The sequence below is a fragment of the Pedomonas mirosovicensis genome, from assembly GCF_022569295.1.
Lineage (GTDB): Bacteria > Pseudomonadota > Alphaproteobacteria > Sphingomonadales > Sphingomonadaceae > Pedomonas > Pedomonas mirosovicensis.
In genome coordinates this window covers 96,287-119,659 of record NZ_JAKFIA010000001.1, presented here as the reverse complement: position 1 = coordinate 119,659, position 23,373 = coordinate 96,287, and the positions used below count along the sequence as shown (strand labels likewise).

Annotated in this window: 21 protein-coding genes; 12 read left to right on the top strand and 9 right to left on the bottom strand. The window is 66.4% G+C overall.

All coding sequences use genetic code 11. The features are described 5' to 3' along the window. The first annotated feature begins 1 nt into the window (after nucleotide 1). Entirely contained in the window at nucleotides 2-1,288 is a 1,287-nt protein-coding gene (locus tag L0C21_RS00525; protein ID WP_259276518.1) for a YfiM family lipoprotein, read from the top strand. 254 nt (nucleotides 1,289-1,542) lie between these two features. On the opposite strand, the gene L0C21_RS00520 is transcribed toward L0C21_RS00525, so the two are convergent. The 7 genes from L0C21_RS00520 to L0C21_RS00490 are packed head-to-tail and all read right to left on the bottom strand — an operon-like array spanning nucleotide 1,543 to nucleotide 9,958. Beyond that, on the bottom strand, nucleotides 1,543-2,730 hold the full coding sequence (locus L0C21_RS00520) for an acetyl-CoA C-acyltransferase (RefSeq protein ID WP_259276517.1): 1,188 nt from the start codon (nucleotides 2,728-2,730) through the stop codon (nucleotides 1,543-1,545). Continuing rightward, a complete protein-coding gene (locus tag L0C21_RS00515; protein WP_259276516.1) occupies nucleotides 2,727-4,349 on the bottom strand; it encodes a dipeptide ABC transporter ATP-binding protein in 1,623 nt (540 codons plus the stop codon). The genes L0C21_RS00520 and L0C21_RS00515 overlap by 4 nt, the downstream gene beginning before the upstream one ends. A 3-nt stretch (nucleotides 4,350-4,352) precedes the next feature. Next, nucleotides 4,353-5,210, bottom strand: coding sequence for an ABC transporter permease (locus L0C21_RS00510; RefSeq protein WP_259276515.1), 858 nt, complete (start codon nucleotides 5,208-5,210; stop codon nucleotides 4,353-4,355). Next, entirely contained in the window at nucleotides 5,207-6,130 is a 924-nt protein-coding gene (gene oppB, locus L0C21_RS00505) for an oligopeptide ABC transporter permease OppB (protein ID WP_259276514.1), read from the bottom strand. The genes L0C21_RS00510 and oppB overlap by 4 nt, the downstream gene beginning before the upstream one ends. A gap of 1 nt (nucleotide 6,131) precedes the next feature. After that, on the bottom strand, nucleotides 6,132-7,727 hold the full coding sequence (locus tag L0C21_RS00500) for a peptide ABC transporter substrate-binding protein (RefSeq protein WP_259276513.1): 1,596 nt from the start codon (nucleotides 7,725-7,727) through the stop codon (nucleotides 6,132-6,134). Further along, the gene (locus L0C21_RS00495) at nucleotides 7,724-9,430 is read right to left on the bottom strand and encodes a peptide ABC transporter substrate-binding protein (protein WP_259276512.1); all 1,707 of its coding nucleotides are present in this window, start codon (nucleotides 9,428-9,430) and stop codon (nucleotides 7,724-7,726) included. Before L0C21_RS00495 ends, L0C21_RS00500 begins: the two co-directional genes overlap by 4 nt. Nucleotides 9,431-9,457: 27 nt before the next feature. Further along, nucleotides 9,458-9,958 (bottom strand): flavin reductase family protein, encoded by a 501-nt coding sequence (locus L0C21_RS00490; protein ID WP_259276511.1) that lies wholly within the window; start codon nucleotides 9,956-9,958, stop codon nucleotides 9,458-9,460. A gap of 197 nt (nucleotides 9,959-10,155) precedes the next feature. Here L0C21_RS00490 and L0C21_RS00485 point away from each other — a divergent pair, with 197 nt between their 5' ends. The 4 genes from L0C21_RS00485 (at nucleotide 10,156) to htpG (ending at nucleotide 14,570) form a co-directional block, all read left to right on the top strand. After that, entirely contained in the window at nucleotides 10,156-11,175 is a 1,020-nt protein-coding gene (locus tag L0C21_RS00485) for a cysteine synthase A (RefSeq protein ID WP_259278771.1), read from the top strand. Nucleotides 11,176-11,233: 58 nt separating this feature from the next. Then, nucleotides 11,234-11,470, top strand: a complete 237-nt coding sequence (locus L0C21_RS00480) for a hypothetical protein (RefSeq protein WP_259276510.1) — start codon at nucleotides 11,234-11,236, stop codon at nucleotides 11,468-11,470. Between the two features lie 155 nt (nucleotides 11,471-11,625). Next, nucleotides 11,626-12,594 carry a hypothetical protein gene (locus L0C21_RS00475; protein ID WP_259276509.1) on the top strand — a complete coding sequence of 323 codons (969 nt, stop codon included), beginning with the start codon at nucleotides 11,626-11,628 and terminating at the stop codon, nucleotides 12,592-12,594. A gap of 101 nt (nucleotides 12,595-12,695) precedes the next feature. After that, nucleotides 12,696-14,570: a molecular chaperone HtpG gene (gene htpG / locus L0C21_RS00470; protein WP_259276508.1), complete on the top strand. Its 1,875-nt coding sequence runs from the start codon at nucleotides 12,696-12,698 to the stop codon at nucleotides 14,568-14,570. 301 nt (nucleotides 14,571-14,871) lie between these two features. Here the strand turns inward: htpG and L0C21_RS00465 are convergent, their stop codons facing one another. Continuing rightward, nucleotides 14,872-15,963 (bottom strand): fatty acid desaturase family protein, encoded by a 1,092-nt coding sequence (locus tag L0C21_RS00465; RefSeq protein WP_259276507.1) that lies wholly within the window; start codon nucleotides 15,961-15,963, stop codon nucleotides 14,872-14,874. 206 nt (nucleotides 15,964-16,169) lie between these two features. Between L0C21_RS00465 and L0C21_RS00460 the strand changes: the two genes are divergently transcribed. Beyond that, a complete protein-coding gene (locus L0C21_RS00460; protein WP_259276506.1) occupies nucleotides 16,170-16,607 on the top strand; it encodes a MarR family winged helix-turn-helix transcriptional regulator in 438 nt (145 codons plus the stop codon). A gap of 358 nt (nucleotides 16,608-16,965) precedes the next feature. Beyond that, nucleotides 16,966-17,253: a hypothetical protein gene (locus L0C21_RS00455; protein ID WP_259276505.1), complete on the top strand. Its 288-nt coding sequence runs from the start codon at nucleotides 16,966-16,968 to the stop codon at nucleotides 17,251-17,253. 261 nt (nucleotides 17,254-17,514) lie between these two features. On the opposite strand, the gene acnA is transcribed toward L0C21_RS00455, so the two are convergent. Next, nucleotides 17,515-20,205 carry an aconitate hydratase AcnA gene (acnA, locus tag L0C21_RS00450; RefSeq protein ID WP_259276504.1) on the bottom strand — a complete coding sequence of 897 codons (2,691 nt, stop codon included), beginning with the start codon at nucleotides 20,203-20,205 and terminating at the stop codon, nucleotides 17,515-17,517. 535 nt (nucleotides 20,206-20,740) lie between these two features. Between acnA and ccmA the strand changes: the two genes are divergently transcribed. The 5 genes from ccmA to ccmE are packed head-to-tail and all read left to right on the top strand — an operon-like array spanning nucleotide 20,741 to nucleotide 23,372. Then, the gene (gene ccmA / locus L0C21_RS00445) at nucleotides 20,741-21,346 is read left to right on the top strand and encodes a heme ABC exporter ATP-binding protein CcmA (protein ID WP_259276503.1); all 606 of its coding nucleotides are present in this window, start codon (nucleotides 20,741-20,743) and stop codon (nucleotides 21,344-21,346) included. Next, nucleotides 21,343-21,999 carry a heme exporter protein CcmB gene (gene ccmB, locus L0C21_RS00440; RefSeq protein WP_259276502.1) on the top strand — a complete coding sequence of 219 codons (657 nt, stop codon included), beginning with the start codon at nucleotides 21,343-21,345 and terminating at the stop codon, nucleotides 21,997-21,999. The genes ccmA and ccmB overlap by 4 nt, the downstream gene beginning before the upstream one ends. Nucleotides 22,000-22,018: 19 nt before the next feature. Beyond that, nucleotides 22,019-22,753, top strand: coding sequence for a heme ABC transporter permease (locus L0C21_RS00435; RefSeq protein WP_259276501.1), 735 nt, complete (start codon nucleotides 22,019-22,021; stop codon nucleotides 22,751-22,753). Continuing rightward, entirely contained in the window at nucleotides 22,750-22,923 is a 174-nt protein-coding gene (gene ccmD, locus L0C21_RS00430) for a heme exporter protein CcmD (RefSeq protein ID WP_259276500.1), read from the top strand. Before L0C21_RS00435 ends, ccmD begins: the two co-directional genes overlap by 4 nt. Then, nucleotides 22,920-23,372, top strand: coding sequence for a cytochrome c maturation protein CcmE (ccmE, locus tag L0C21_RS00425; RefSeq protein WP_259276499.1), 453 nt, complete (start codon nucleotides 22,920-22,922; stop codon nucleotides 23,370-23,372). The genes ccmD and ccmE overlap by 4 nt, the downstream gene beginning before the upstream one ends. Nucleotide 23,373 lies beyond the last annotated feature (1 nt).

Below are 23,373 nucleotides of genomic sequence, written 5' to 3'. Positions count from 1 at the left end.
AATGCTTTGGCTTTTCCGTCTGCCGCTGGCTGTTGTGGCGGTGCTGGGCTTCCTCACGGCGGCTGTTGTCAGCAGTGAGCCGCGAGTCGGTCCATCACCGAACCCGATCCCTATGGACTCGGTTCATGCCAACCAAATCGCCAGCGCTGTCATGGGCGCGCTGCAGGACCCCGGCCGCAACCACACCATTACCCTGACCCAGGCGCAGCTCGACTCGCTGGAGCGGCTGGCCAACCATGGCGTCGGTACGGTGCGCCCGCGCTTCCAGATCGAGAAGGGCGGAGCGACGGCCGACGTCACCATCGATCTCGGCCACAAGGGCTACCTGAACCTGAGCGCCCATGCGGACGAAAGCCCGAACGGTTTCCCGCCGCTGGCGTTCCGTATCGGCTCGGTGCCGGTGCCCAGCGCGCTCACCCGCTGGCTGCTCAATCAGAGCGTGATTGCGCTCGACCTGCCTGCGCCGGAAGCGCGGCTGGACCGCTTCATCACCAAGTTCGTAGTGTCGAAGCCGGGCAAGATGGTCGTCAACATCCAGCCGGACACGGAATTGTTCGAGGGACTGAAGGCGATGGTGCCGCACTTCAGCACGTCGCTCGATCCGCAGCTGGTCCGCTTCTACTACAACTCTCTGCTGGACCGCGATTTGAGATCGGGCGTCGGCGCCAAGTCCTACGCCACCTTCGTCAACACCACCTTCCGCATCGTGGTCCAGCGCAGCGAGCGGAACGATCCGGCCGCTGAAACGCGCGCCGCCCTCGTTGCGCTCAGCATGATTACGCTCGGGCCGGATGCCAAGAATCTGGCCCGGATGGTCGCGCCGTTTGACGCGCCCTGCGTGCCGGAGCCATCCACCTTCGTCCTGTCCGGGCGCACGGATCTGCCCAAGCACTTCTCCCTCTCGGCGGCGCTCTCCATTGTGTTCGCCGAACGCTTCTCCCGCGCGGCGGGCGAGTGGAAGGAGTTGAGCGACAGCACCCCCGGCGGCAGCGGTTTCTCCTTCGTTGACCTGATGGCCGATCGGGCCGGCCTGCGCCTTGGCATGGCCGCCAATGGCGACCGCTCTCTCCTGCGGGAAGTGCAGTACGGCCTCGCCTACGTGGGCGACGAGCGGCTGCTGCCGACGGCAGCGCTGCACAAGCTGCGGGAAGGCATGACCACCAAGGAGTTCGAGAGCCAGTACGTCAGCATCGGCGACGACCGCTACCGGCGCATCGTGGTCCAGATCGACAAGGAACTGGACCGCATCCCGCTCTACAAGGCCACGCCCAAGCCGGACATCGGGTAGGACTGCTGATTTTGTTTGCAGGGGACTCGGTCCCCTGCACCCCTTCGTTTTTAATGGGGGACGCACCCGGCCGGAGATCCAGCGAACTCTATGGCCCATGCAAGGCGCGGCCCGATGAATCGAATGGGAGGTGAAGGAGGGACGCAGTCCCTCCTTCAAAAAGAAGACCAGTCACCCCAAAAACAAAACCGTGGCGCTGCTGGGCAGGGCAGCGCCACGGTCTCATTGGATGATCGGTTCTGCTGTATGGCGTTCTAGTTCAACCGCTCGATGGCGATGGCCGTTGCCTCGCCGCCGCCGATGCACAGGGACGCCACGCCCTTAACCTTATTGTAGCGTTGCAGGGCCGACAGCAGCGTGACGATGATGCGTGCGCCCGATGCGCCGATCGGGTGGCCGAGGGCGCATGCGCCGCCGTGGACGTTCACGGTTTCCGGGTCGAGGCCGAGATCGTGGATGGCCGCCATGGTGACGACGGCGAAGGCTTCGTTGATCTCGAACAGGTCGATGTCGCTCCGGGTCCAGCCGGTGCGCTTCAGCAGCTTCTCGACCGCGCCGACGGGGGCGGTGGTGAACCACTCCGGCGCTTGCGCGTGCGAGGCGTGGCCGACAATCCAAGCCAGCGGGGTCAGGCCGCGCTGCTTGGCGGTCGACTCGCGCATCAGCACCAGCGCTGCCGCACCGTCCGAAATGGACGAGGAGCTGGCGGCGGTTACCGTGCCGTCCTTGGCGAAGGCGGGGCGCAGCTGCGGGATCTTGTCGAGCCTCGCCTTCAGCGGCTGCTCGTCCTTCGTCACCTCCACGTCGCCCGTGCGGGTCTTCACCGTCACCGGCACGATCTCAGCGTCGAACATGCCGCCATTGATGGCATTCTGGGCGCGGGTCACGCTGCGCACGGCGTATTCGTCCTGCGCGTCGCGGGTGAACTGATACTTCTGCGCCGTGGCTTCGGCGAACACGCCCATGGCCCGGCCGCGCTGATAGGCATCCTCAAGGCCGTCGAGCATCATGTGGTCGAGCACCTCGCCGTGGCCGATGCGCATGCCGCCGCGGGCCTTGGGCAGCAGGTAGGGGGCGTTGGTCATGCTCTCCATGCCGCCCGCCACGATGATGTCCGCCGAGCCGACGGCGAGGATGTCGTGCGCATCCATCACCGCCTTCATGCCCGAGCCGCACATCTTGTTGACGGTGGTGCAGGCGACCGAGTCGGGCAGACCGGCGAAGCGCGCCGCCTGACGGGCCGGGGCCTGACCCTGACCGGCCTGGAGCACGCAGCCCATGATGCCCTGCTCGATCTCCTCAGGCGCCACGCCCGCCTCGGCCACGGCGGCCCGGATCGCAGCCGCGCCCAGGTCGGCGGCCTTCAGCCCCGACAAATCGCCCTGGAACCCGCCCATGGGGGTCCGCTTCGCGCCGACAATGACAATCGGATCCGCACTCATTGGATATGCTCCCTCGTTGTCTCCTCCCCCATGGCCGCGAGCCGGGGAATCGCTGCGATCAGAGCCCTCGTACAGGGATGGCTCCCCCTAGTCATAAGCGACGAGGTCTCGCCTGCGTCAACTATTTTGCTGCACTGCAAAACTATTGTGCGAGAACACAGCCGCGCCACTGCATGGAAGTCGTGGGTGACGAACAGCAGCGCGACCCCGGTTTCGTGCCGAAGCTCGGCCAGAAGCGCCAGAATCTCCGCCTTGGTCTGGGCATCGAGCGCGCTCACCGCCTCGTCGCAGGCAACGAGGCGCGGCTGGCTGATGAACGCGCGGGCGATGTTCATCCGCTGGTTCTGCCCGCCCGAAAGCTCGTGGGGATACCGCTCTGCAAAATGGGGGGGCAGGCCCACCCGATCAAGCCAGGCGGCGACGAGCGCGCGGCGGCCCCGGGGGGAGAGGTCGCGCCGGTGAATCGCCAACGGCTCGGCCACCGATTCGCCGATGGTCATGCGCGGGTCGAGCGCGCTGTAGGGGTCCTGGTGGACGATCTGCATGTCCTTGCGCAAGCTCCGGGGGTAGGGATGCGCCAACGGCTTGCCCTGCCATTCGATGGTGCCCGCCGTCGGCTCCGCCAGCCCGAGGATGGCGCGGATGAGGCTGGACTTGCCCGAGCCCGACTCGCCCACGATGCCGATGGCCTCGCCGGGGTGGACGGTGAGGCTGGCATCCTCCAGCGCGCGGTGGGTCTCCTTGCCGAACAGCCCCTTTGCCTGCGTGTAATCGAGCGTCAGCCCCTGCACGGTGAGCAGCGGCCGGGCGACCGGCGCGGGCGGCGCATAGGCGGGCGGCGTCGGCAGGGTGGCGGCCTCGGCGAGCAGGCGGGTATAGTCGCTCCGTGGCGCGGCCAGCAGCCGGCGGGCGGGGCCGCTCTCGATCACTTCCCCACGCCGCAGCACGGCGATGCGGTCCGCCACCTGCGCGGCGACGGCCAGATCGTGGGTGATGAACGCCAGCGCCATGCCGTGTTCCCGGCGCAGCTCGGTGAGCAGGTCGAGAATGTCCGCCTGCACCACCACGTCGAGCGCGGTGGTCGGCTCGTCCAGAATCAGCAGCTTGGGGCCGGTGGCAAGGCTCGCCGCGATCATCGCCCGCTGGCGCTGGCCGCCCGAAAGCTGGTGCGGGTAGCGCCTGGCGATCTCCGTCGGCTCTGGCAGGCGCATCCGGTGCAGGAGGTCGATGGCCTGGTCCCGCGCCTCGCGACGGGAGAGCTTTTCGTGAATCCTCAGCGCCTCGGCCACCTGTGCGCCGATGGTGAGGTGGGGCGTCAGCGCGCTCATCGGGTCCTGAAACACGAAGCCCACGTCCCGGCCCAAAACCGCCCGCAGCGCGCGCGGCGATGCGCCGAGCAGGTCTTCGCCGTTGAACCTGACCGCGCCTTCCGCCCGGCCGCTGCGTGGCAGCAGACCGAAGGCGGCAAGCAACGTCTGGCTTTTCCCTGAGCCCGACTCGCCCACGATCGCCAGCGCTTCGCCCTCCGCGATGGACAGGCTGACGCCGCGCACCGCCTCGACCGTTCCAGCGGGTGTGTCGAAGTGGACGGTCAGGTTCTCGATATCAAGCAGGGCCACGGGTTACAGGTCTTTCGGATCAAGCACATCGCGCAGCGCATCGCCCACCAGATTGAGGGAGACGAGCAGCGCCGCCAGCCACAGGGACGGGAACAGGATCAGCCACGGGGCCGTCTCCAGCGTCTCGACGCCCTCGCGCACCAGCACGCCAAGGGAGGTGAGGGGCTCCTGCACGCCGAGTCCCAGGAAGCTGAGGAAGCTTTCCACCAGAATGACTTGCGGGATGGTTAATGTTGCGTGGACGGCAACGATACCGAGCAGGTTCGGCACGATATGGCGGGTGAGCAGCCGCCACGGCCCAGCCCCGCAGGCGCGGGCGGCCTCGGCGAAGGGCTGGTTCTTCAGGAGCAGCGTCTGCCCGCGCACGATGCGCGCCAGCGTCAGCCATTCCACCGCGCCGACGCCGATGAAAATGAGCCAGATGCTGCGCCCGAACACCGCCATGAGCACGATGACGAAAAACAGGAACGGCATGGCGTAGAGCACGTCCACAAACCGCATCATCAGCGCGTCGGTCCGCCCGCCCGCCAGCCCGGCGACTGCGCCCCAGCCAATGCCGATGACGACGCTGACCACCGTCGCCAGCAGCCCTAGCGCCAGCGAAATGCCGGTTGCCAGCATCAGGCGGCTGAACAGGTCCCGCCCCACGCTGTCGGTGCCGAAGAGGTAGGTGGCGGAGGGGGCCTGCTCGATAGCGTCCCAGTCCACCGCATCGTAGCCGTGGGGCGAGAGCAGCGGGGTCGCCACGGCCAGCACGGCGAGGAGCAGCAGCACCGCCAGCCCCCAGCGTGCGCCGCCGTGGCGCAGAAGGCGCTGCCGCCAGCCGATCCGCTTGCCAGCCAATAAAACCGTGTCGTTCATGCTCGCCTTACCCTCGGGTCGAGCCAGCCGTAAATCAGGTCCGTTGCCATGTTGAAGAGGACGATGACGCCGCCGTAGAGCATCACCACGCCGAGCACGAGGGTGTAGTCGCGGTTGATCGCCCCCTGCACGAAGTAGCGGCCGATGCCGGGCAGGCCGAAGATGGTCTCCACCACCACCGAGCCGGTGAGTAGCCCCGCTGCCGCCGGGCCGAGGTAGCTCACCACCGGCAAGAGGGCGGGCGGCAGGGCGTGGCGCAGCAGGATGCGTGCCGGGCTCGCGCCGCGGGCACGGGCGGTGCGGATGAAGTTTTCGCTCAGGGTCTCGGCAAGGCTCGCGCGCATCAGCCGGGCGATCGCCGCCACATAGGGCAGGGCAAGGGTGATGACCGGCAGCACGAGGAAAGCAAGCCTGCCGCCGCCCCAGCCGGCCAGTGGCAGCCAGCGCAGCCACAGGCCGAAGACGAGGGCGAGGATCGGCCCTACGACAAAGGTGGGGATCACCTGCCCGCTGACCGCTAATCCCATGAGGGCCGTGTCGAACCGGGAGCCGCGCCTGAGCGCCGCCGCGCAGCCGAGGCTGATGCCGAGCCCGGCGGCGAGCACGAGGGCGGCAAGGCCGAGCGTCATGCTCACCGGCGCACCGTCGCGGATCAGCTCGGCCACGGTGAAGTCTTTGTACTTGAACGAGGGGCCGAGATCGAAGTGGGCAAGGTCGGTCAGATAGCGGGCGAACTGCGCGTGCAGCGGCGCATCCAGATCATACTGGGCGCGCAAGGCTGCCTCCACTTCCGGCGGCAGGGCCCGCTCCGCATCGAACGGGCCGCCGGGGGCGAGCCGCATGAGGGCGAAGCCCAGCAGCACGATGGCGAACAGGGTCGGAATGGCGCCAAGCAGGCGCCCGCTCAGCAATCGGATCATATCAATGGGCGGCCTGCGGCGTGAGGGCAGAGAGGGGGTGGCTGCCGGCGGTGTTGTCGGTCCAGCCGTTGATGCTTTCGCTCACCAGCATCCAGCGAACCGGAACGAACAGCGGGATCGACGGCGCCTCCTCCACCAGCAGCTGTTCGGCGGCCTTCAGCTGTTCCGTGCGGGCGGTAAGATCGTCGGTCTGTCCGGCTTCCTCCAGCAGTTGGTCTGCCTCGGGCACGCAGAAGTTGCCAACGTTCTCCGGCGCCTTGCATTGATAGGGGGCGAGGAAGACGAGCGGATAGTCGATGGGCGTCATGACGGAACGCATCGCCAGATCGAAGTCGCCAGCCTTGAGCGTTTCCTCATAGGCCTGGGGCGTGCCGACCTTGGCCGAGACCTCAACGCCCAGTTCGCGCCACCCGGTGGCGATCGCCGCCAGGATCTTCTGGTGCTCGCTGGCGGGCGGCAGAAGCACGGAAATCTTGAGCGGCTTGTCCGGCCCGAAGCCCGCTTCCGCGATGAGGCGGCGCGCCTCGGTCAGCCGCTGCTCCAGCGACCAGAAGGCCCATGTCGGCAGGGCCGGGTCGCCATAGCCCGTAAAGCCCGGCGGCACGATGCTTTCCACCGGCACCATGGCCGGGATGTTGAACATCTGGCGGGATAGCCCCTGCCGATCGATGGTCATGCTGAGCGCCCGGCGCAGGCGCACGTCCGCCAGTGGTCCCTTGCCGGTCTGCGCCACATAGCCGTAGACGCCGAAGCTCGGCTCGATATGGATGGCCCCCGGCGTTGGCAACGCACGAGCCTCGGCAAGGCCGCTGATCGCGCCGCCCATGACCAGGTCGGTCTTGCCATCGCGGAAGCGCCGGACGGCATCCACCGGGTCCGTCACCGCCTCAAGGGTGATGCGGCCGTAGGCCGGTCCGTCTTCCGCGTCGGTCTGCTGCTGATCGGTTGGTTGCCGGTTGGTGACCAGAACCAGTTGCTGGTCGCTCTGGCTCTCGATCCGGTAGGGGCCAAGGCCCATGATGGTGGTTTGTCCCTGCGCCCGCACCTGCCGGAGAATGGCGACGGACGGCTCGGCCAGCAGCGCCAGGAAGGCGGGCTGCGGCTGTTCGAGGCTGATCTCCACCACCGTATCGGTGAGCGCCCTGACGCCCAGTTCGCGGGTTCGCATCCGGCCCCGCCGCACGGCTTCACCGTTGCGGATGCGCGCCAGCCATTCCGCCAGCGGGTGCTTGGTCCGAGGAGAGAGCATCCGGCGGAACGAAGCCACCACGTCATCCGGGGTCAGCAGCTTGCCATCCGCCCATTGCATGGGGCGCAGGCGGAAGATGTAGCTGAGCCCATCCTCGCTCACCCACCAGCTTTCGGCCAGGCCCGGCACGATCTGGCCCGAGGAGTCCACGGTCACGAGGCCCAGGTGGGTTTCGCCCGCCAGAATACGTTCCGGCCGGGTGTAGGCGCGGTGGGGATCGGTGGTGGTGATGAGCCCGATGGCAGTGACCCGCAGGGTGTGCTCCTGCTCGGGAGCCGTTTGCTTGCCGGTGCAGCCGACAAGCGCGGCGCAGGCCAGAGCCGCCAGGAAGAGACGCCGCATCATCATGAGTGCGTCTCCGGAGCAGCGGCGCCCGCGCCGGACGACGTGCCTTTCAGGCGGAGCGTGCGCGAAGGGTGGGCATTGGCGATGTTATCGATCCAGCCCTCGACGGCCGGGTTGACCAGCGCCTTGGAAACATAATGGTAGAGCGGCAGCACGGGAACGTCTTCCACCAGCATGGCCTCGGCCGAGCGCAGTGCGGCGGTGCGGGCGGCCGGGTCGGCCAGGGCCAGGCCCTCTTGCACCCGCGCGTCAAAGCCGGGGTTCTGATACCCGGGATAGTTGATCGGTCCGGCATCTGACAGGAATACCGAGAGAAAACTCTCCGCCCCTGCATAGTCGGCAATCCAGCCTGATCGCGCCATGGTGAAATCACCCGCTTTGAGCGACGAAAAGTGCACCGCCGCTTCCGTATTGGCAAGTCTGGCAATCACGCCCAGCGGCTTCCACATCTGGCTCAGCGCCAGGGCAACGCGCCGGTGCTCGACATCAGTGTTATAACGGATCTCGAATACGAGGGGACGCTTGGGCCCGTAGCCGGCGGCGGCGAGCAGACGCTGAGCTTCGGCAAGACGCTTCTGCTTCGGCCAGCGGGCATAGCCAGGCAGCACGGCCGGGCCGTATCCGGCAAGGCCGGGCGGCACCACGCCCCAGGCCACGGGCTGGCCAAGGCCGATCACCTTGTTCACCAGAATCTCCCTGTCCACCGTCATGGCGAGCGCGCGGCGCACCCGCACATCATCAAACGGCGGATGGCGCGTGTTGAAGGCGAAGTAATAACTGCCCCGGTAGGGCGCGATGTGGATAGCCCTTGGCACATGACGGCGCAGCAGCGGCAGGTCACGCGCCGGAAAGTCGGTGAGCACGTCGGCGCTGCCCGCCCGGAACAGGCGCAGGGCGGTCTGGTCGTCCTGCACCGGACGGTAGGTGACGCCCGCCAGCGCCACGTTCGCCGCATCATGGTAAAACGGGTTGCGCTCCAGCTTGAGCGCGCTGTGCAGGCGCCATTCCTTCAGCCGGAACGGGCCGGAGCCTACCAGCGGGCGCTGCCGCACCCAGCCGTCGCCATGCGTTTCCAGCAGGCGGGCGGGCAGCGCGCTTGCTGCCGGGTGAGCCAGCAGCTCGGCAAAGGCGGGGAAGGGCCGGGTGAGGCGAATCTCGAGGCCGCGTTCTCCTCGCGCGTCCACCGCAAGCCGCTCCGGCGGGGCCTTGCCCGTCGCAACGGCTTCCGCGCCTTCGATGGCGTAGAACAGGTTGGCGTTGGGCGCGGCGGTTGTGGGCGCAAGCAGGCGCTGGAAGCTGGCAACCACATCCCGCGCGGTCAACGGCGTGCCGTCGGAGAAATGCAGGTCCGGCTTCAGGGTAAACTGCCAGACGAGGCCGTCGTTCGAGACGGTCCAGCTCTCGGCAAGGCCCGGCTCTATGTCTCCGGCTGCGGTGTAGCGGGTTAGCCCTTCGAACAATTCGGAGGCCACCCGCACGTCCTCGACGGTCGAGACCTTGTGCGGGTCGAGGCTCTGCACCTCATCGCTGCCGAGGCGCACCAGCACGCCCGGATCCCGGCTGATGGCCGGAACATCCGGCGCGTTGCCGTTGCAGGCGGCGAGCAGCGCGAAGCCCGCCACGGTGACGGCATGGACAAGCTTGCGCCAGCCCCCGCCCCCGCTTTGTATTCCGCCCTGCAGCCCTGTCTGGGCCCGCCGCGCCATGCGTCCTCTCCCGTCCTTGCGTCTGCCTTAAGCCTGCGGCGCTTCGAGCGCGAGGAACCGGCCCTGATGGAAGCCGAGCGGCGCGCCCGGCCGGCAGTTCAGCCGTTCGACATGGCCCACGATGATCTCATGGTCACCGCCCGGATAGATCGCCCAGGTGGAGCACTCGAACGTTGCCAGCGCGCCGGGAATAAGCGGGATGCCGCCAAGGCCGGTATGGATCGCCATGTCGCGGAACTTGTTTTCCTCCGCGCGGGCGAAGCGCAGGGCCATGTCTTCCTGATCCGCGGCCAGCACGCAAATGGCGAATCGGGCCGCCGTGCGGAAAATGTCCGCGGAGCCGGTGTGCACTTGCACCGACCACAGCACCAGCGGCGGGTCGAGGCTGACCGATGCGAAGGAGTTGATGGTCATGCCGACCGGCCGCCCGGCGGCGTCGAGCGTGGTCACGATGGCCACGCCCGTCGGATACTGGCCCAGTGCAGTGCGAAAGACCCGCGGGTCGATGGCGGGTTCAACAGGTGCCATGGCCGTATCTGACATCGTTCAACCTGAACTCTCGATTCATCCAGCGCTGTCGTTCATAGCCTTTCCTGCATGAATTGCCATGCCGGATGCAAAATCGGCTCACCGAGCTGCGGCAGGAGAAAATCTTTGCGTTCGCAATCGAATTTCTCGCCCTTCGCTGCCTTGAAGGGGCATCCGTGGCGCAGTACACCATTGCCATGACTTTGGATCGACCTTCTCAGCGCCCCGCCGTTGCCGAGAGCGTGCTTCCGCTCATTGGCAATACTCCCCTCATCAAGCTTCAGCGCGCGTCGGAAGAAACCGGCTGCACCATTCTGGGCAAGGCCGAGTTTCTGAACCCCGGCGGATCGGTCAAGGACCGGGCGGCGCTGGGCATCATCGAGGACGCCGAGGAGCGCGGCCTCATCCAGCCCGGCGGCGTCATCGTCGAGGGTACGGCCGGCAACACCGGCATCGGCCTCGCGGTGGTGGGCAACGCCAAGGGTTACAAGACGATCATCGTCATGCCCGAAACCCAGTCGCAGGAGAAGAAGGACACGCTGCGCGCGCTCGGCGCGGAGCTGATCCTGGTGCCGCCTGCGCCCTACTCCAACCCCGGCCACTATGTGCACACCTCCCGGCGCATCGCCGAGGAGACGCCGAACGCCATCTGGGCCAACCAGTTCGACAACACCGCCAACCGGCTGGCCCACATCAAGACGACCGCCCCGGAGATCTGGAAGCAAACGCAGGGCCGCATTGACGGCTTCACCTGCGCGGTGGGCACCGGCGGCACGCTGGCGGGCGTCGGCCTTGGCCTCAAGGAGTTCAACGAGAATATCGTCGTTGCCCTTACCGATCCTTACGGCGCGTCCCTGTTCAACTACTACGCCAAGGGTGAGCTGAGCGCCGAGGGCAATTCGGTTGCCGAGGGCATTGGCCAGAGCCGCATCACCGCCAACATGGATGGCGCGCCGGTGGATGACTGGTTCCGCGCGTCCGATGAGGAAGGCCTGCGCTACGTCTACGACCTGATGCAGTACGAGGGGCTGTGCGTCGGCCTGTCCACCGGCATCAACGTGGCCGGCGCGGTGCAGCTGGCCCGCAAGCTGGGGCCGGGCAAGACCATCGTGACGATCCTATGCGATTCCGGGCGGCAATACCTGTCCAAGATCTTCAATCCCGCGTGGCTGAAGGAGCGCAACCTGCCGCTGCCACCGTGGATGGTCGCTGAATAAGCTCGACCTGCCGCTTCCGAATTGCTAGAACGGAACTCGTACAGAGAAAGCGGCTGAGATGAATAGGGCAAAACTCGGGATCGTTGGTCTTGTCGGCATCATGACGGGCCTGCTGATTCTCGCTGCCGTAAATGTTCAGCCGCTCTTTTCCGACTCGCACGAAAACCAGGCCGGATCGGTGCTGATGATGCTCGGCTACGAGCCGGGCAACGCCCAGCCGGCGCTTCCCGCCGTGTCGCGGCCCGTTCTGGTGGAGTGCCCCGAGCGCGCGCCCTCGCGTCCCGCGACTGTCTAAGGGCCGGGCCTGCCTGACATTTGACCGGTTGGGCGTTTAGGCGTTGGGCCTGGCGTAATTTCCCGTTACACCTCTGGTTTCTGATCTGGCGTTGGGCACGGCCTTTCGGGCTGTGTCCGTGATTGGCTTTGCAACCGGGGAGGGAGAGTGCGCCGATGCGGGTATCGAAGAAGGTGCTGGGTCTGGCCGGGTTGGCCATCGTTCTGGTGGCGATTGCCATTCTTCTTGTGGTTCAGAGCGGTATCTTCAGCGAGCGCGCCCTGCCGGCGCTCGCGACGCAGCTCGATCAGATTGCCCGCATTACCATTCGGCACAAGGCCGAAACCCTTGGTCTCCGCAAGGCCGATGACGGCACGTGGCATGTGGAAACGGCCGGTGATGCTCCGGCGCGGGACGGTATGGTGGATCAGCTTCTCGATGATCTGACCGGCATGATCGTGGCCGAGAAGAAATCCGCCCCGGCATCCGCGCGGCTCGATGGTTCGCAGGCCTATGCCTTTACGCTGGCGGACAAGGGCGGGGTTGGCCTTGCGCTCTTCGCCATCCGCCATGACGACAGCCTGCCGGAAGATCAGGCGCTCATCATTCCCGAAGGCGGGAAGCCGGTGGTGGCGGCCCGCGTGCCGGAGATCGATCTGTCGCCGGAGCACTGGGCGGAGGTGTTTCTCCCCACGGTGAAGGCGGAGCGGGTGCGCGTGCTGCGCGTAATGACGCCCGATGGCCGCATGTCGACTTTCGAGCGGTCCGCGCCCAACGCCGCGTTTCAGCGCGTGGCGGCCGATGCGGGCGCGCCGGTTAATGCCGAGGCGGTGCGCCAGGCGGTCGAGGCGGTGGAAACGCTGAAATATGACCAGGTGCAGCAGGCCCGGGATCTGGCGTGGACCGGCGCGACCATGGTCATGGCCGAAACCTTCGACGGGGTGACGCTCACCCTGCTGTGCAAGGCGGACGACACGGGCGCGTGGGTGCGGGTCAACGCCCACCATCAGGCCACGCCGGGCGAAGCGCCGGAGGCCGCCGGCCCGGCCGAGGAAGAGGCCGCGCGCCTCAATCGCATGCGCGCCTTTGCCTTCCGTCTGCCGCGCGAGACGGCGGCCAGGCTGCTGGGCGCGGTGGGCTCCTGAGGCTCACGCGCGCCGGGGCGCTTGCCTCTTTAGATTCAGCCCCGGCTTCCTTACATGACACGCAGGAATTTCATCTTCGACGAAAGGGGAATGGGAACGTTATGGCCGATCGTGACGCGGTAAAATCCGAGAGCTTCGGCTTCCAGGCCGAAGTGGCCCGGTTGCTGCACATGATGGTGCACTCGGTTTATTCCGAGCGTGAGATTTTCCTGCGCGAGCTGATCTCCAACGCGGCGGACGCCTGTGACCGGCGGCGCTACGAGGCGCTGACCCGGCCGGAGTTGCTGGGCGACACCCCGCTGGAGATTGTCATTACCATCGACAAGGCGGCCAAGACGCTGACGCTGTCCGACACCGGCATCGGCATGAGCCGCGAAGACCTGATCGAGAACCTGGGCACCATTGCCCGCTCCGGCACCGCCCGGTTTATGGAGGCGGTGAAGGGCGCGGAGACCAAGAGCAGCGCGCCTGATCTTATCGGCCAGTTTGGCGTCGGCTTCTATTCAGCCTTCATGGTGGCGGACAAGGTGCGGGTGGTCAGCCGCCGCGCCGGGTCTGACGAAGCCTTTGCGTGGGAGTCCGACGGCCTTGGCAGCTTCACCGTGGAGCCTGCGACGCGCGACGCCACCGGCACCACCATCACCCTCCACATGAAGGAGGACGCGGCGGAGTTCCTGGAGAAATACCGCCTGTCCTCCATCATCCGCACCTATTCGGACCACATCGCCATCCCGATCAAGCTGACCGAGGGCAGCGAGGCGGCGGACACGGTCAACACCGCCAAGGCGCTGTGGACCCGGCCCAAGTCCGAAATCGAGGAAAAGGACTACGCCGAGTTCTACCGCCACACCTCCGGCCTGTTCGATGAGCCGCTGCGGACGCTCCACTTCCGGGCCGAGGGCAAGCTGGAATACACCTGCCTGCTGTTCACGCCGAGCCAGGCACCGTTCGATCTCTACGACCCCGAGCGCAAATCGAAGGTGAAGCTCTATGTGAAGCGCGTCTTCATCACCGACGACTGCGAAGAGCTGCTGCCCGCTTACCTGCGCTTCATGCGCGGCGTCGTCGACGCACAGGACCTGGCCCTCAACATCTCCCGTGAGATGCTCCAGCACAATCCGGTGCTGGCGGCGATGAAGAAGGCCATCACCGGCAAGGTACTGGGCGACCTTGCCAAGATGGCCGAGAACGAGCCCGAGACCTACGCCAAGTTCTGGGGCCAGTTCGGCAAGGTGCTGAAGGAAGGCCTCTATGAGGACTTCGACCGCCGGGACGACATCCTCAAGCTCACCCGTTTCAAGTCGACCGGCGTTGAGGGCTGGACCAGCCTTGGCGAGTACATCTCCCGCATGAAGGAAGGCCAGAAGGCCATCTACTACCTGACGACCGAGGAAGGCGCGGCCTCCAGCCCGCAACTGGAAGGCTTCAAGGCGCGCGGCATCGAGGTGCTGCTGCTGACCGACCCCATCGACGATTTCTGGCTGGGCGTCGTTACCGAGTTTGACGGCAAGCCGCTCCAGTCTATCACCAAGGCCTCCAGCGCCGACCTCTCTGCGCTCGGCGAGGCGAAGGATCTGGGCGAGGCCGCGCCGGAGACGGATGTCTCCCGCCTCATCGCCGTGATGAAGGGCGTGCTTGGCGATTCGGTGAAGGACATCCGCGCCTCCGAGCGGCTGACCGACAGCCCCGTCTGCCTTGTGGCGGATGAAGGCGACATGGACCTGCGCCTCAGCCGCATGCTTAAGGCCCACGACCGCCTGAACGCGATCGCGCCGCGTGTGCTCGAAATCAATCCGCGCCACGCGCTGGTCAAGCAACTGGCCGAGCGCTCCGGGCAGGAAGGCCAGTACGACACCATTGCGCTGGCCAGCCAGCTGCTGCTCGATCAAGCCCGCATCTTGGAAGGCGAGCCGCTGCCGGACCTCCCCGGCTTCTCCAAGCGCATGAGCGACGTGCTGCTGCGACTGGCGCAGTAGTCGCGATTGGTAGGGATTGTTTGCAGGGGGTCTCGGACCCCCTGCACCCCCTTTCGTTTATTGGACCGCGCGGGCGGAAGCGCAGCGCCCTTATTTCTCTCGCTCCCAGTGCACATTGAATGAGCTTAAGGAGCATCCGCTCCCATTATTGCGCGCCAGCCAGATCTGGCCGGGTGCGTCCCATCACATCCAAATGAAAAGCCGTGTTTCCAGAAGTCTCCGGAAACACGGCCCGTCAAAGCGATCGGGAGGTGCAGGAGGGTCAAGACCCTCCTGCAAAGCCAAAAAGCCAGAAAAACCCCTACCGGCCCGCGTGCTTGCGGAACGAGCTGCTGACCAGCCCCCGGCACAGCGTCCACAGGCCGGTGTAGTTGGCGCGGTTGTAGGTGCTCTGGGTGCCGAACTGCTGCATCAGCGCGCGGTGGGCTTTGCCGAGGTTGTGGTAGGGCACGGCGGGCAGCAGGTGATGGATGGCGTGGTAGCGCAGGCCGACGGGAGCCCAGATGGCGGCCAGCGGGTTCGGCGGCGGCACGTTGGCGCTGTCGAGGAACTGCTGGGTGAGGCTCATCTGCTCGCCCTCGTTCTCCCACAGGTGGGCAACGAGGGTGCGGACCTGGTTGAGCACGGCAACGCCCGAGATCACGGCCATGACAGTGAGCAGGATGGACCAATGGAGGGTGCCGGTTGCGGTCAGCGCCAGCCAGCCGATGGCGTAGACGCTGGTCAGCGCCTCCCACAGCGGCCAGTCCTTGTGGGCCATGCGCTCCTTCGGGTCGCGGCGGAAGGCCGGGTTGATGACGAGGGACGAGTAGCGCTCCACCACGATGCGGCGGAACTTGCGCGAGAGCAGGGAAAGCGGCGCGAGGATGCCGTAGCGCAGCAGCAGGCCGACCGGGGCCAGCGCCGAGGTGAGCAGGAACAGCACCAGCATGCGCGGCGGCATCAGGGCCAGCGGCAGGTATTCCGGGTCCTCCGCCGTGCCGTAGCGCGTGCGGGCGTGGTGGATGTTGTGCACCCCTTCATACATGAACGAGGGGATCATCAGCGGCACGCCGACGATCGCGTTCCAGAAGCGGCGGAAGCCCGGCATGGCGCGCGGGTTCAGGTGGGACAGCTCGTGGATGAAGCCGAGCGCCCGGTAGAGCGCCAGCACCGCGAAGGCCCCGAGGGCCAGCTTCAGGCCCCATGTGGCGCTGGCGATGGTCAGCGCCAGCGCGCCGTAGCCAAGAACGACGCAGGCGATGAGGTCGGCGTAGTAGATGGCGGCGTTGGGCTTGCCCAGATCGCGCGCAATCTTGCCGGCCGCGCGCAGCAGGTCCTGGTCCTCGGCCGACTTGCGGGCCGGGGCCGGTACTTCCGTTTCTGCGGGCCTTACGGCGGTATAAGCGTTCATCTCGCGCCTTCGAACAGTATCTTCACGGCAGGAAACGGCTGGCCCCTGCCGCGCAGGTTCCGGCTTTCCCGTTGAGCCTGCACTTTCGCGCGGCCGTGTGGCCACATTAGGACACAGATCTGGCCAAAGGATGATGGCAGGCACCGGCTTGACCCGGAAGCTGCCGGGGCAGATAGTTGCAAATGCACGAAATGGTGGAGCCCGTGATGCGGCCAACCTACAGTCTGGATGATTGCTCCTTCCTGCGGCTTCGCAAACTCGCGCGCCGCATCACCCAGATCTATGACCACGCCCTGGCCCCGTCGGGCCTTTCCACCAACCAGTTCAGCATCCTGGCGCACATCTGGTTCCTGAAGAACCCCACGGTCTCCCAGCTTGGCGAGCAGATGGTGATGGATCCTAGCACCGTTACCCGCAACCTGCGTCCGCTGGCGGACAAAGGCTGGATCACGCTGGTCGTGAGCGAGGCGGACCGCCGCCAACGCGAAGCACGGCTCACCGAGGCGGGACTGGAAACCTTGCGCGCCGCCGTGCCGCACTGGAAGACGGCGCAGTCGCAGCTGGAGGAACTGCTGGGCGAGGGCGGCACCGCCACGCTGCACGGTGCCCTTGATGACGTGCTGAGCCGGCTCCGTACCGCCTGATCCCCATCCCCTGACCGCTTTGCTTTCTCGCTGACCCGGCAGCCATCAGGCGTGCATGGGCGAGCTATTTTCGTCTCGCCCGCAATAACTGCATATACAATTAAATCCGAATATGATTGTATATGCAGGTAACGACTCGGGAGCCTTCCCGTTCAGGCTCCCGGCCAGGGTTCAGAGGAGATCAGTCATGGCCCGTCCTTCCCGTCGTCACCTGGAGCAGCTTTCGACCAGGGCGGTACACCCTGCGGTTAAGAAAGTGCGGCCAACAAAAGAGGTAGAGCCCCGATCTGATGCGATCAGATCGGACAAGGCTCTGGCGTCCGGCCTTGTTCCTGCGTTCCTGTCTTTTGCCGCGCTTATGTTCGGTGCGGCTTCCCCTGCCTTTGCGGACGACCAGTCCGAGGCCGTCGCCGCCTGCCGGGCGAGCGTGGCCCGGCAGGTCGAAGGGCTCGCGCCCAACGCCCTTGACCTCGATCGCATCGGCGGCGGCGGGCGGCGCTTCAAGGTATGGTTGGCGGCCAGCCCCGCCGGCGCTGACAGCCCGCGTCAGTTCTACTGCCTCGTCAAACGCGACGGCACGGTCGAGGAGTTGACGGCCCTGAACGCGGACGGCTCCCCCGGCCAGAGTCTCCTGGCAGCGCGATAGGTTGTTGGCTTTGCTGTTTTTTTGCAGGAGGGATTCACCCCTCTTGGCAACCTCCCTTCCGTTTTTTTGGGGATGCACTCTGCATGAGCCGGGTGCATCCTTTTTATTCCGGTTTGCCTGTCGGCACGCGCCGGAAACGCGGCTCGAAAAATCAGGGGGTGCGGAGGGCCCAAGACCCTCTGCAAAGAGAATTCTGAACCAAAGAAAAAGGGCGGCCCCGAAGGACCGCCCCGTTTCTTTTCGGCAGGTAGCCGGAGGCTGTTACGCCGCCAGCTTCCGCAGCACGTAGGTCAGCACGCCGCCGCTGTAGAAGTAGCCGATCTCGTTTTCGGTATCGATACGGCACAGGGCGGTGAAGCTGAACGTCTCGCCGTTGGCGCGGGTAACCTCGACCTCGATATCCTGGCGCGGGCGAAGGTTGCCGACGCCACGGATGGTGTAGGTCTCGGTGCCATCGAGGCCCAGGGTGGCGCGGGACTGGCCGTCCTTGAACTGGAGCGGCAGCACCGCCATGCCGACGAGGTTCGAGCGGTGGATGCGCTCGAAGCTTTCGGCGATCACGGCTTTAACGCCCAGGAGGTTGGTGCCCTTGGCCGCCCAGTCGCGCGAGGAGCCGGTGCCGTACTCCTTGCCGGCCACGATGACCAGCTGGGTGCCTTCCGCCTGATACTTCATGGAGGCGTCATAGATCGGCATGACCTCGCCCGTGGGCACGTGCTTGGTGATGCCGCCTTCGGTGCCGGGGACCATCTCGTTGCGAATGCGGATGTTGGCGAAGGTGCCGCGCATCATCACTTCATGGTTGCCGCGGCGCGAGCCGTAGCTGTTGAAGTCCGCCTTCGAGACGCCGTGCTGCAGGAGGTACTGGCCCGCGGGCGAGTTCTCCTTGATGTTGCCGGCCGGCGAGATGTGGTCGGTGGTGATCGAGTCGCCCAGCACCGCCAGAGGACGGGCATTGACGATGTCGCCAACGGCGGCAGAGGTCATGCTGATGTTCTGGAAGTACGGCGGGTTCTGCACGTAGGTCGACTCGGACGACCAGCTGTAGGTCTGGCCCGTGCCCACCTTGATGCCCTGCCAATACTCGTCGCCCAGGAACACGTTGGCGTAGCGGGACTTGAACATCTCCGAGGTGACGGCCTGCTGGATGGCGGTCTGGATCTCCTGGTTGGTCGGCCAGATGTCCTTCAGGTAGACCGGCTTGCCGTCCTTGGAGGTGCCGAGCGGCTCGGTGGTGATGTCCTTGGCCATGGTGCCGAGGAGCGCATAGGCGACCACCAGCGGCGGGGAGGCCAGGTAGTTGGCCTTCACGTCGGGGCTGACGCGGCCCTCGAAGTTGCGGTTGCCCGATAGCACGGACACGGCAACCAGATCATTGGCGTTGATGGCCTTGGAGATCGGCTCCGGCAGCGGGCCGGAGTTGCCGATGCAGGTGGTGCAGCCGTAGCCGACCAGGTTGAAGCCCAGCGCGTCCAGATGCTCCTGCAGGCCGGCCTTCGCCAGATAGTCGGTGACCACCTGCGAGCCCGGCGCCAGCGAGGTCTTCACCCACGGCTTGGACTTGAGGCCCAGCTCGTTGGCCTTCTTGGCGACCAGGCCGGCAGCGATCAGCACGTTCGGGTTCGACGTGTTGGTGCAGCTGGTGATGGCGGCGATGGCCACATGGCCATGGCGCAGGGTGTAGTCCGCGCCTTCCACCGGCGCCTCGACATTCGCGGCGTCGCCGGACTTCTTGTAGAAGCCCGTCAGCTCTTCCTTATAGGCGTTGGTGGCGTTGGACAGCGCCACGCGATCCTGCGGACGGCGCGGGCCGGCCAGCGACGGCTCGACGGTCGAGAGATCCAGCTCCAGCGTATCGGTGAACACCGGGTCCGGCGTGTTCGCGTCGGCGAACATGCCCTGCTCCTTGGCGTATTCGCCAACGAGCGCGACGCGCCAGTCTTCGCGGCCGGTGAAGCGCAGGTAGTCCAGCGTTTCCTGGCAGATCGGGAAGAAGCCGCAGGTCGCGCCGTATTCCGGGGCCATGTTGCCGATGGTCGCCATGTCGGCGACCGACAGGGTCAGCACACCCGGGCCGTAGAACTCGACGAACTTGCCGACCACGCCCTTCTTGCGGAGCATGTTGGTGACGGTCAGCACCAGGTCGGTGGCGGTGGTGCCTTCCTTCAGCTTGCCGGTCAGCTTGAAGCCGATGACTTCCGGCAGGATCATGGAGACCGGCTGGCCGAGCATGGCGGCTTCCGCCTCGATGCCGCCCACGCCCCAGCCCAGCACGCCAAGGCCGTTGACCATGGTGGTGTGCGAGTCGGTGCCCACCAGCGTATCGGGGTAGGCGATGGTTGCGCCCGCGGTGTCCTCGGAGGTCCACACCACCTGCGCCAGATACTCAACGTTCACCTGGTGGCAGATGCCGGTGCCCGGCGGCACCACGCGGAAGTTCTTCAGCGCGTTCTGGCCCCACTTCAGGAACTCGTAGCGCTCCATGTTGCGCTGGAATTCCAGCTCCACGTTGCGCTTGAAGGCGAGCGGGTTGCCGAAGTCGTCCACCATCACCGAGTGGTCGATCACGAGGTCGACCGGCACCAGCGGGTTGATGCGGTTCGGGTCGCCGCCGAGCTTGGCCATGCCGTCGCGCATGGCGGCCAGGTCCACCACGGCGGGAACGCCGGTGAAGTCCTGCATCAGCACGCGGGCCGGGCGGTACTGGATTTCACGGTCGGACTTGGGATTGCGGAGCCATTCGGCGACGGCCTTGATGTCGTCGACAGACACCGTCTGCCCGCCATCCTCGAAGCGGAGCAGGTTCTCGAGCAGCACCTTCATGGAGAAGGGGAGGCGCGAAACGTCGCCGATGTGCTCTTCAGCCGCCTTGAGGCTGTAATAGGAAAACTCTTTGCCGCCCACGTTCAGCGTGCGGCGTGTCTTTAGGGTATCTTGCCCCACGGCAGTCATACCTGCTCTCCTTGATTGTACAGATGCACGTGTCCGATCCGTCGCGGGCTTTTTGCCGCAACGCAGCGCAATTGTGAAGGGCTGGCAGACATGCCCCCGCTCGGCAGTCAATCCCTATGTTTTGCCGGAAAACTGAGCAGGGAGCGGCTGTTGTCGCGCAGAAGCATTCCGCCGTGCCGCACACAAGCGCAAAGCGATTGGCGTGGACTAGGTTCCCGGTCGGCCGGGAGGAGCGGTATCCACCTTTATAGGTAGGCACGTGGCAAGCACGGCGCGCGCCATCGGGGCGGGAGCCCGACTCGGGAATAATTTTTCTCGACAAGCGGCCCTGCCGGTTTCTAACGAGGGACAAACGATCGGATCGGGGGGCTCGACGTATGGTGCAGGAGGGGCAAGGACTTGGCGGTGCCGGGGCGCGGTTGTGCGCGCGGCAGGCGCGTCCTTGCGCCGGGTGCGCCGCCTTGGCTCTCCCCATCCCGTCCGGCGGTTGCCGGAACAGACTTGTGCTATGGGGCGCGCCCGCTAGGGTGCGCCCATGAGTGCAGCCCCCCTTGCACTGCGCGCCGAGGCCGTTGCCTGTCGGCGTGGCGGCCGAACCGTTTTTGCGCGGCTGAGTCTTGCCGTTGCGCCCGGCGCGGCGCTGCTGGTGACGGGGCCGAACGGCGCGGGCAAGTCCAGCCTCTTGAAGCTGCTGGCGGGCACGCTGCGTCCTGAGGCGGGCACCATCGAGCGGCCGGAACGCATCGCCTACCTCGGCCACGACAACGCCCTGAAGCCGGTGCTGAGCGTGGCGGAGAACCTACTGTTTTGGGCCGGGCTCGCCGCGCCGTCGCGCAAGGTCGCCGAGGCGCGCGTGGAGGCCGCCGTGGCGGCAGTGGGCATTGCGCCGCTGTGGGACGTGCCGGCGCGGCTGCTCTCCTCCGGACAGAAGCGGCGCACGGCGCTGGCGCGGGTGCTGGCGAGCAACACCCAGCTCTGGTTGCTGGACGAGCCCACGGTAGGCCTGGATGCGGCCTCGGTTGAACGGCTCGGGCCGGTGTTTGCCGATCACCGGGCGGCGGGCGGCATGATCGTCGCCACCAGCCACACGCCGTTGCCCTTGGAGGGCGCGGACACCCTCCTGCTCGGGGGCCGGGCATGAGCGGGGGCGTCTTCACCCTGGTGCGGCGGGAGCTGCAGCTGGTCTGGGCCGAGCGCGGCGGCGGGGCCATCGCGCTTATCTTCTTCGTCATTGTCGCCAGCCTGTTTCCCTTCGCCGTGGGGCCGGAGCCGCAGGTATTGCTGCGGATCGCCTCGGGCATCATCTGGGTGTCGGCGCTGTTGGCCTGCCTCCTCAGCCTGGAACGCCTGTTCCAGCCGGACGCGGAGGACGGGACGCTGGAGCAGCTGGTGGTCTCCGGCCAGAGCCTGGAGGCGGTCGCCATCGCCAAGTTGATCGCTCACTGGCTGACGACAGCGCTGCCTCTCGTCATGTTGACGCCGATCACTGCGGCCATGCTGGGCGCTCCGGTAGACCTGTGGGGTGCGCTGCTGCTGGGGCTGGTGCTTGGCACGCCTGCCCTGTCCGCCATCGGCGCGGTGGCGGCGGCGCTCACGGTCGGCGTGCGGCGGGGCGGGGTGCTCATCAGCCTCCTCGTTCTGCCGCTGGCGGTGCCGACGCTGATCTTCGGCGTGGGCGTTGCCGATCCCCTGGCGGGCGCATCGGCGCTCAGGTGGCTGGCGGCCACAACCCTGCTGGCTTTGGCGGTGAGCCCATTCGCCGCAGCCGCGGGGCTCCGCGCAGCAATGGAATAATGTTATACGGCGCGCACCTATGCACAGATTCGCAAATCCAGCCCGTTTCCTCCGCATCGCGCGCGCGGTGCAGCCGTGGACGGCGGCGGCGACGCTGATCGCCTTCGCCTTCGGGCTCTATTATGCGCTGGTCGCCAGCCCCATCGACTACCTGCAGCGCGATACCGTTCGGATCATGTACGTCCATGTGCCGGCTGCGTGGCTGGCGCTTGGCGCCTACGCCACCATTGCGGTCGCCAGCCTTGTCTCCATCGTCTGGCGGCACCCGCTGGCGGACGTATGCGCCAGGGCCGCTGCGCCCATCGGCGCCACCTTTACCGCCATCTGTCTGATTACCGGTTCATTTTGGGGTAAGCCAACCTGGGGTACATGGTGGCAATGGGACGCGCGCATGACCTCTGTTCTGGTCCTTTTGTTTGTGTATCTGGGCTATATGGCGCTCTGGTCGGCCTTTGACGATCGCCAGCGCGCTGCCCGTGCGGCTGCGATTCTCGCGCTGGTGGGAGCGATCAACCTGCCGATCATCAAGTTCTCGGTCGATTGGTGGAATACGCTGCATCAGCCGGCGAGCGTATTTCGCAGCGGTGGTTCGACCATTCATCCGGCCATGCTGACTCCCCTGTTGATTATGGCGCTGGCATATCTGTTGTTCTTCGTCACGACGCTCCTCATGCGAATGCGGGCGGAGTTGGCGGCCCAGCGTCTTGAAGTTGCAGCCGAAAGGCGAGCCCTGGCGTTAGAAGGCGCAGAATGAGCGAATTTTTTGCGATGGGAGGCTACGCCGCGTTCGTCTGGACGGCATACGCGGCCGCCGCGATCGGACTGGCGGGGCTCGGCTTTGCCAGCTGGCGGCGTATGCGCGCGCTGGAACGCAAGGCGGACAACCTGCGCGCGGAGCGCCGGGCGGAGAGGGGACGCGCATGAAGGCCAAGCATCAGCGGCTCGTTCTGGTGGGTCTGGCGGCGCTCGCCGTCAGCGGCGCGGCGGCCCTCGGCTTCTCCGCGCTCGACGACACCATGACCTACTTCTATTCCCCCACCGACGTGCTGGATAAGGGCGTGTCTCCGGGCCAGCCCATCCGTCTTGGCGGACTGGTTGAAACCGGCTCGGTCCGCCATGAGGCGGACGGTCTGACGCTGGCCTTTACCGTCACCGACACCGCCCACTCCGTTCCGGTGCGCTACCGCGGCCTCGTGCCGGACCTGTTCCGCGAGGGGCAGGGCGTGGTCGCGGAAGGCACGTTCGATGCCGCCGGCGTGTTCGTGGCGCAATCGCTGCTCGCCAAGCACGACGAGAAGTACATGCCGCCGGAAGTCGCCGATTCCATCAAGCGCGCCGGCGAGTGGCGGCCCCAAACGCAGGCCGGGAGCTGAC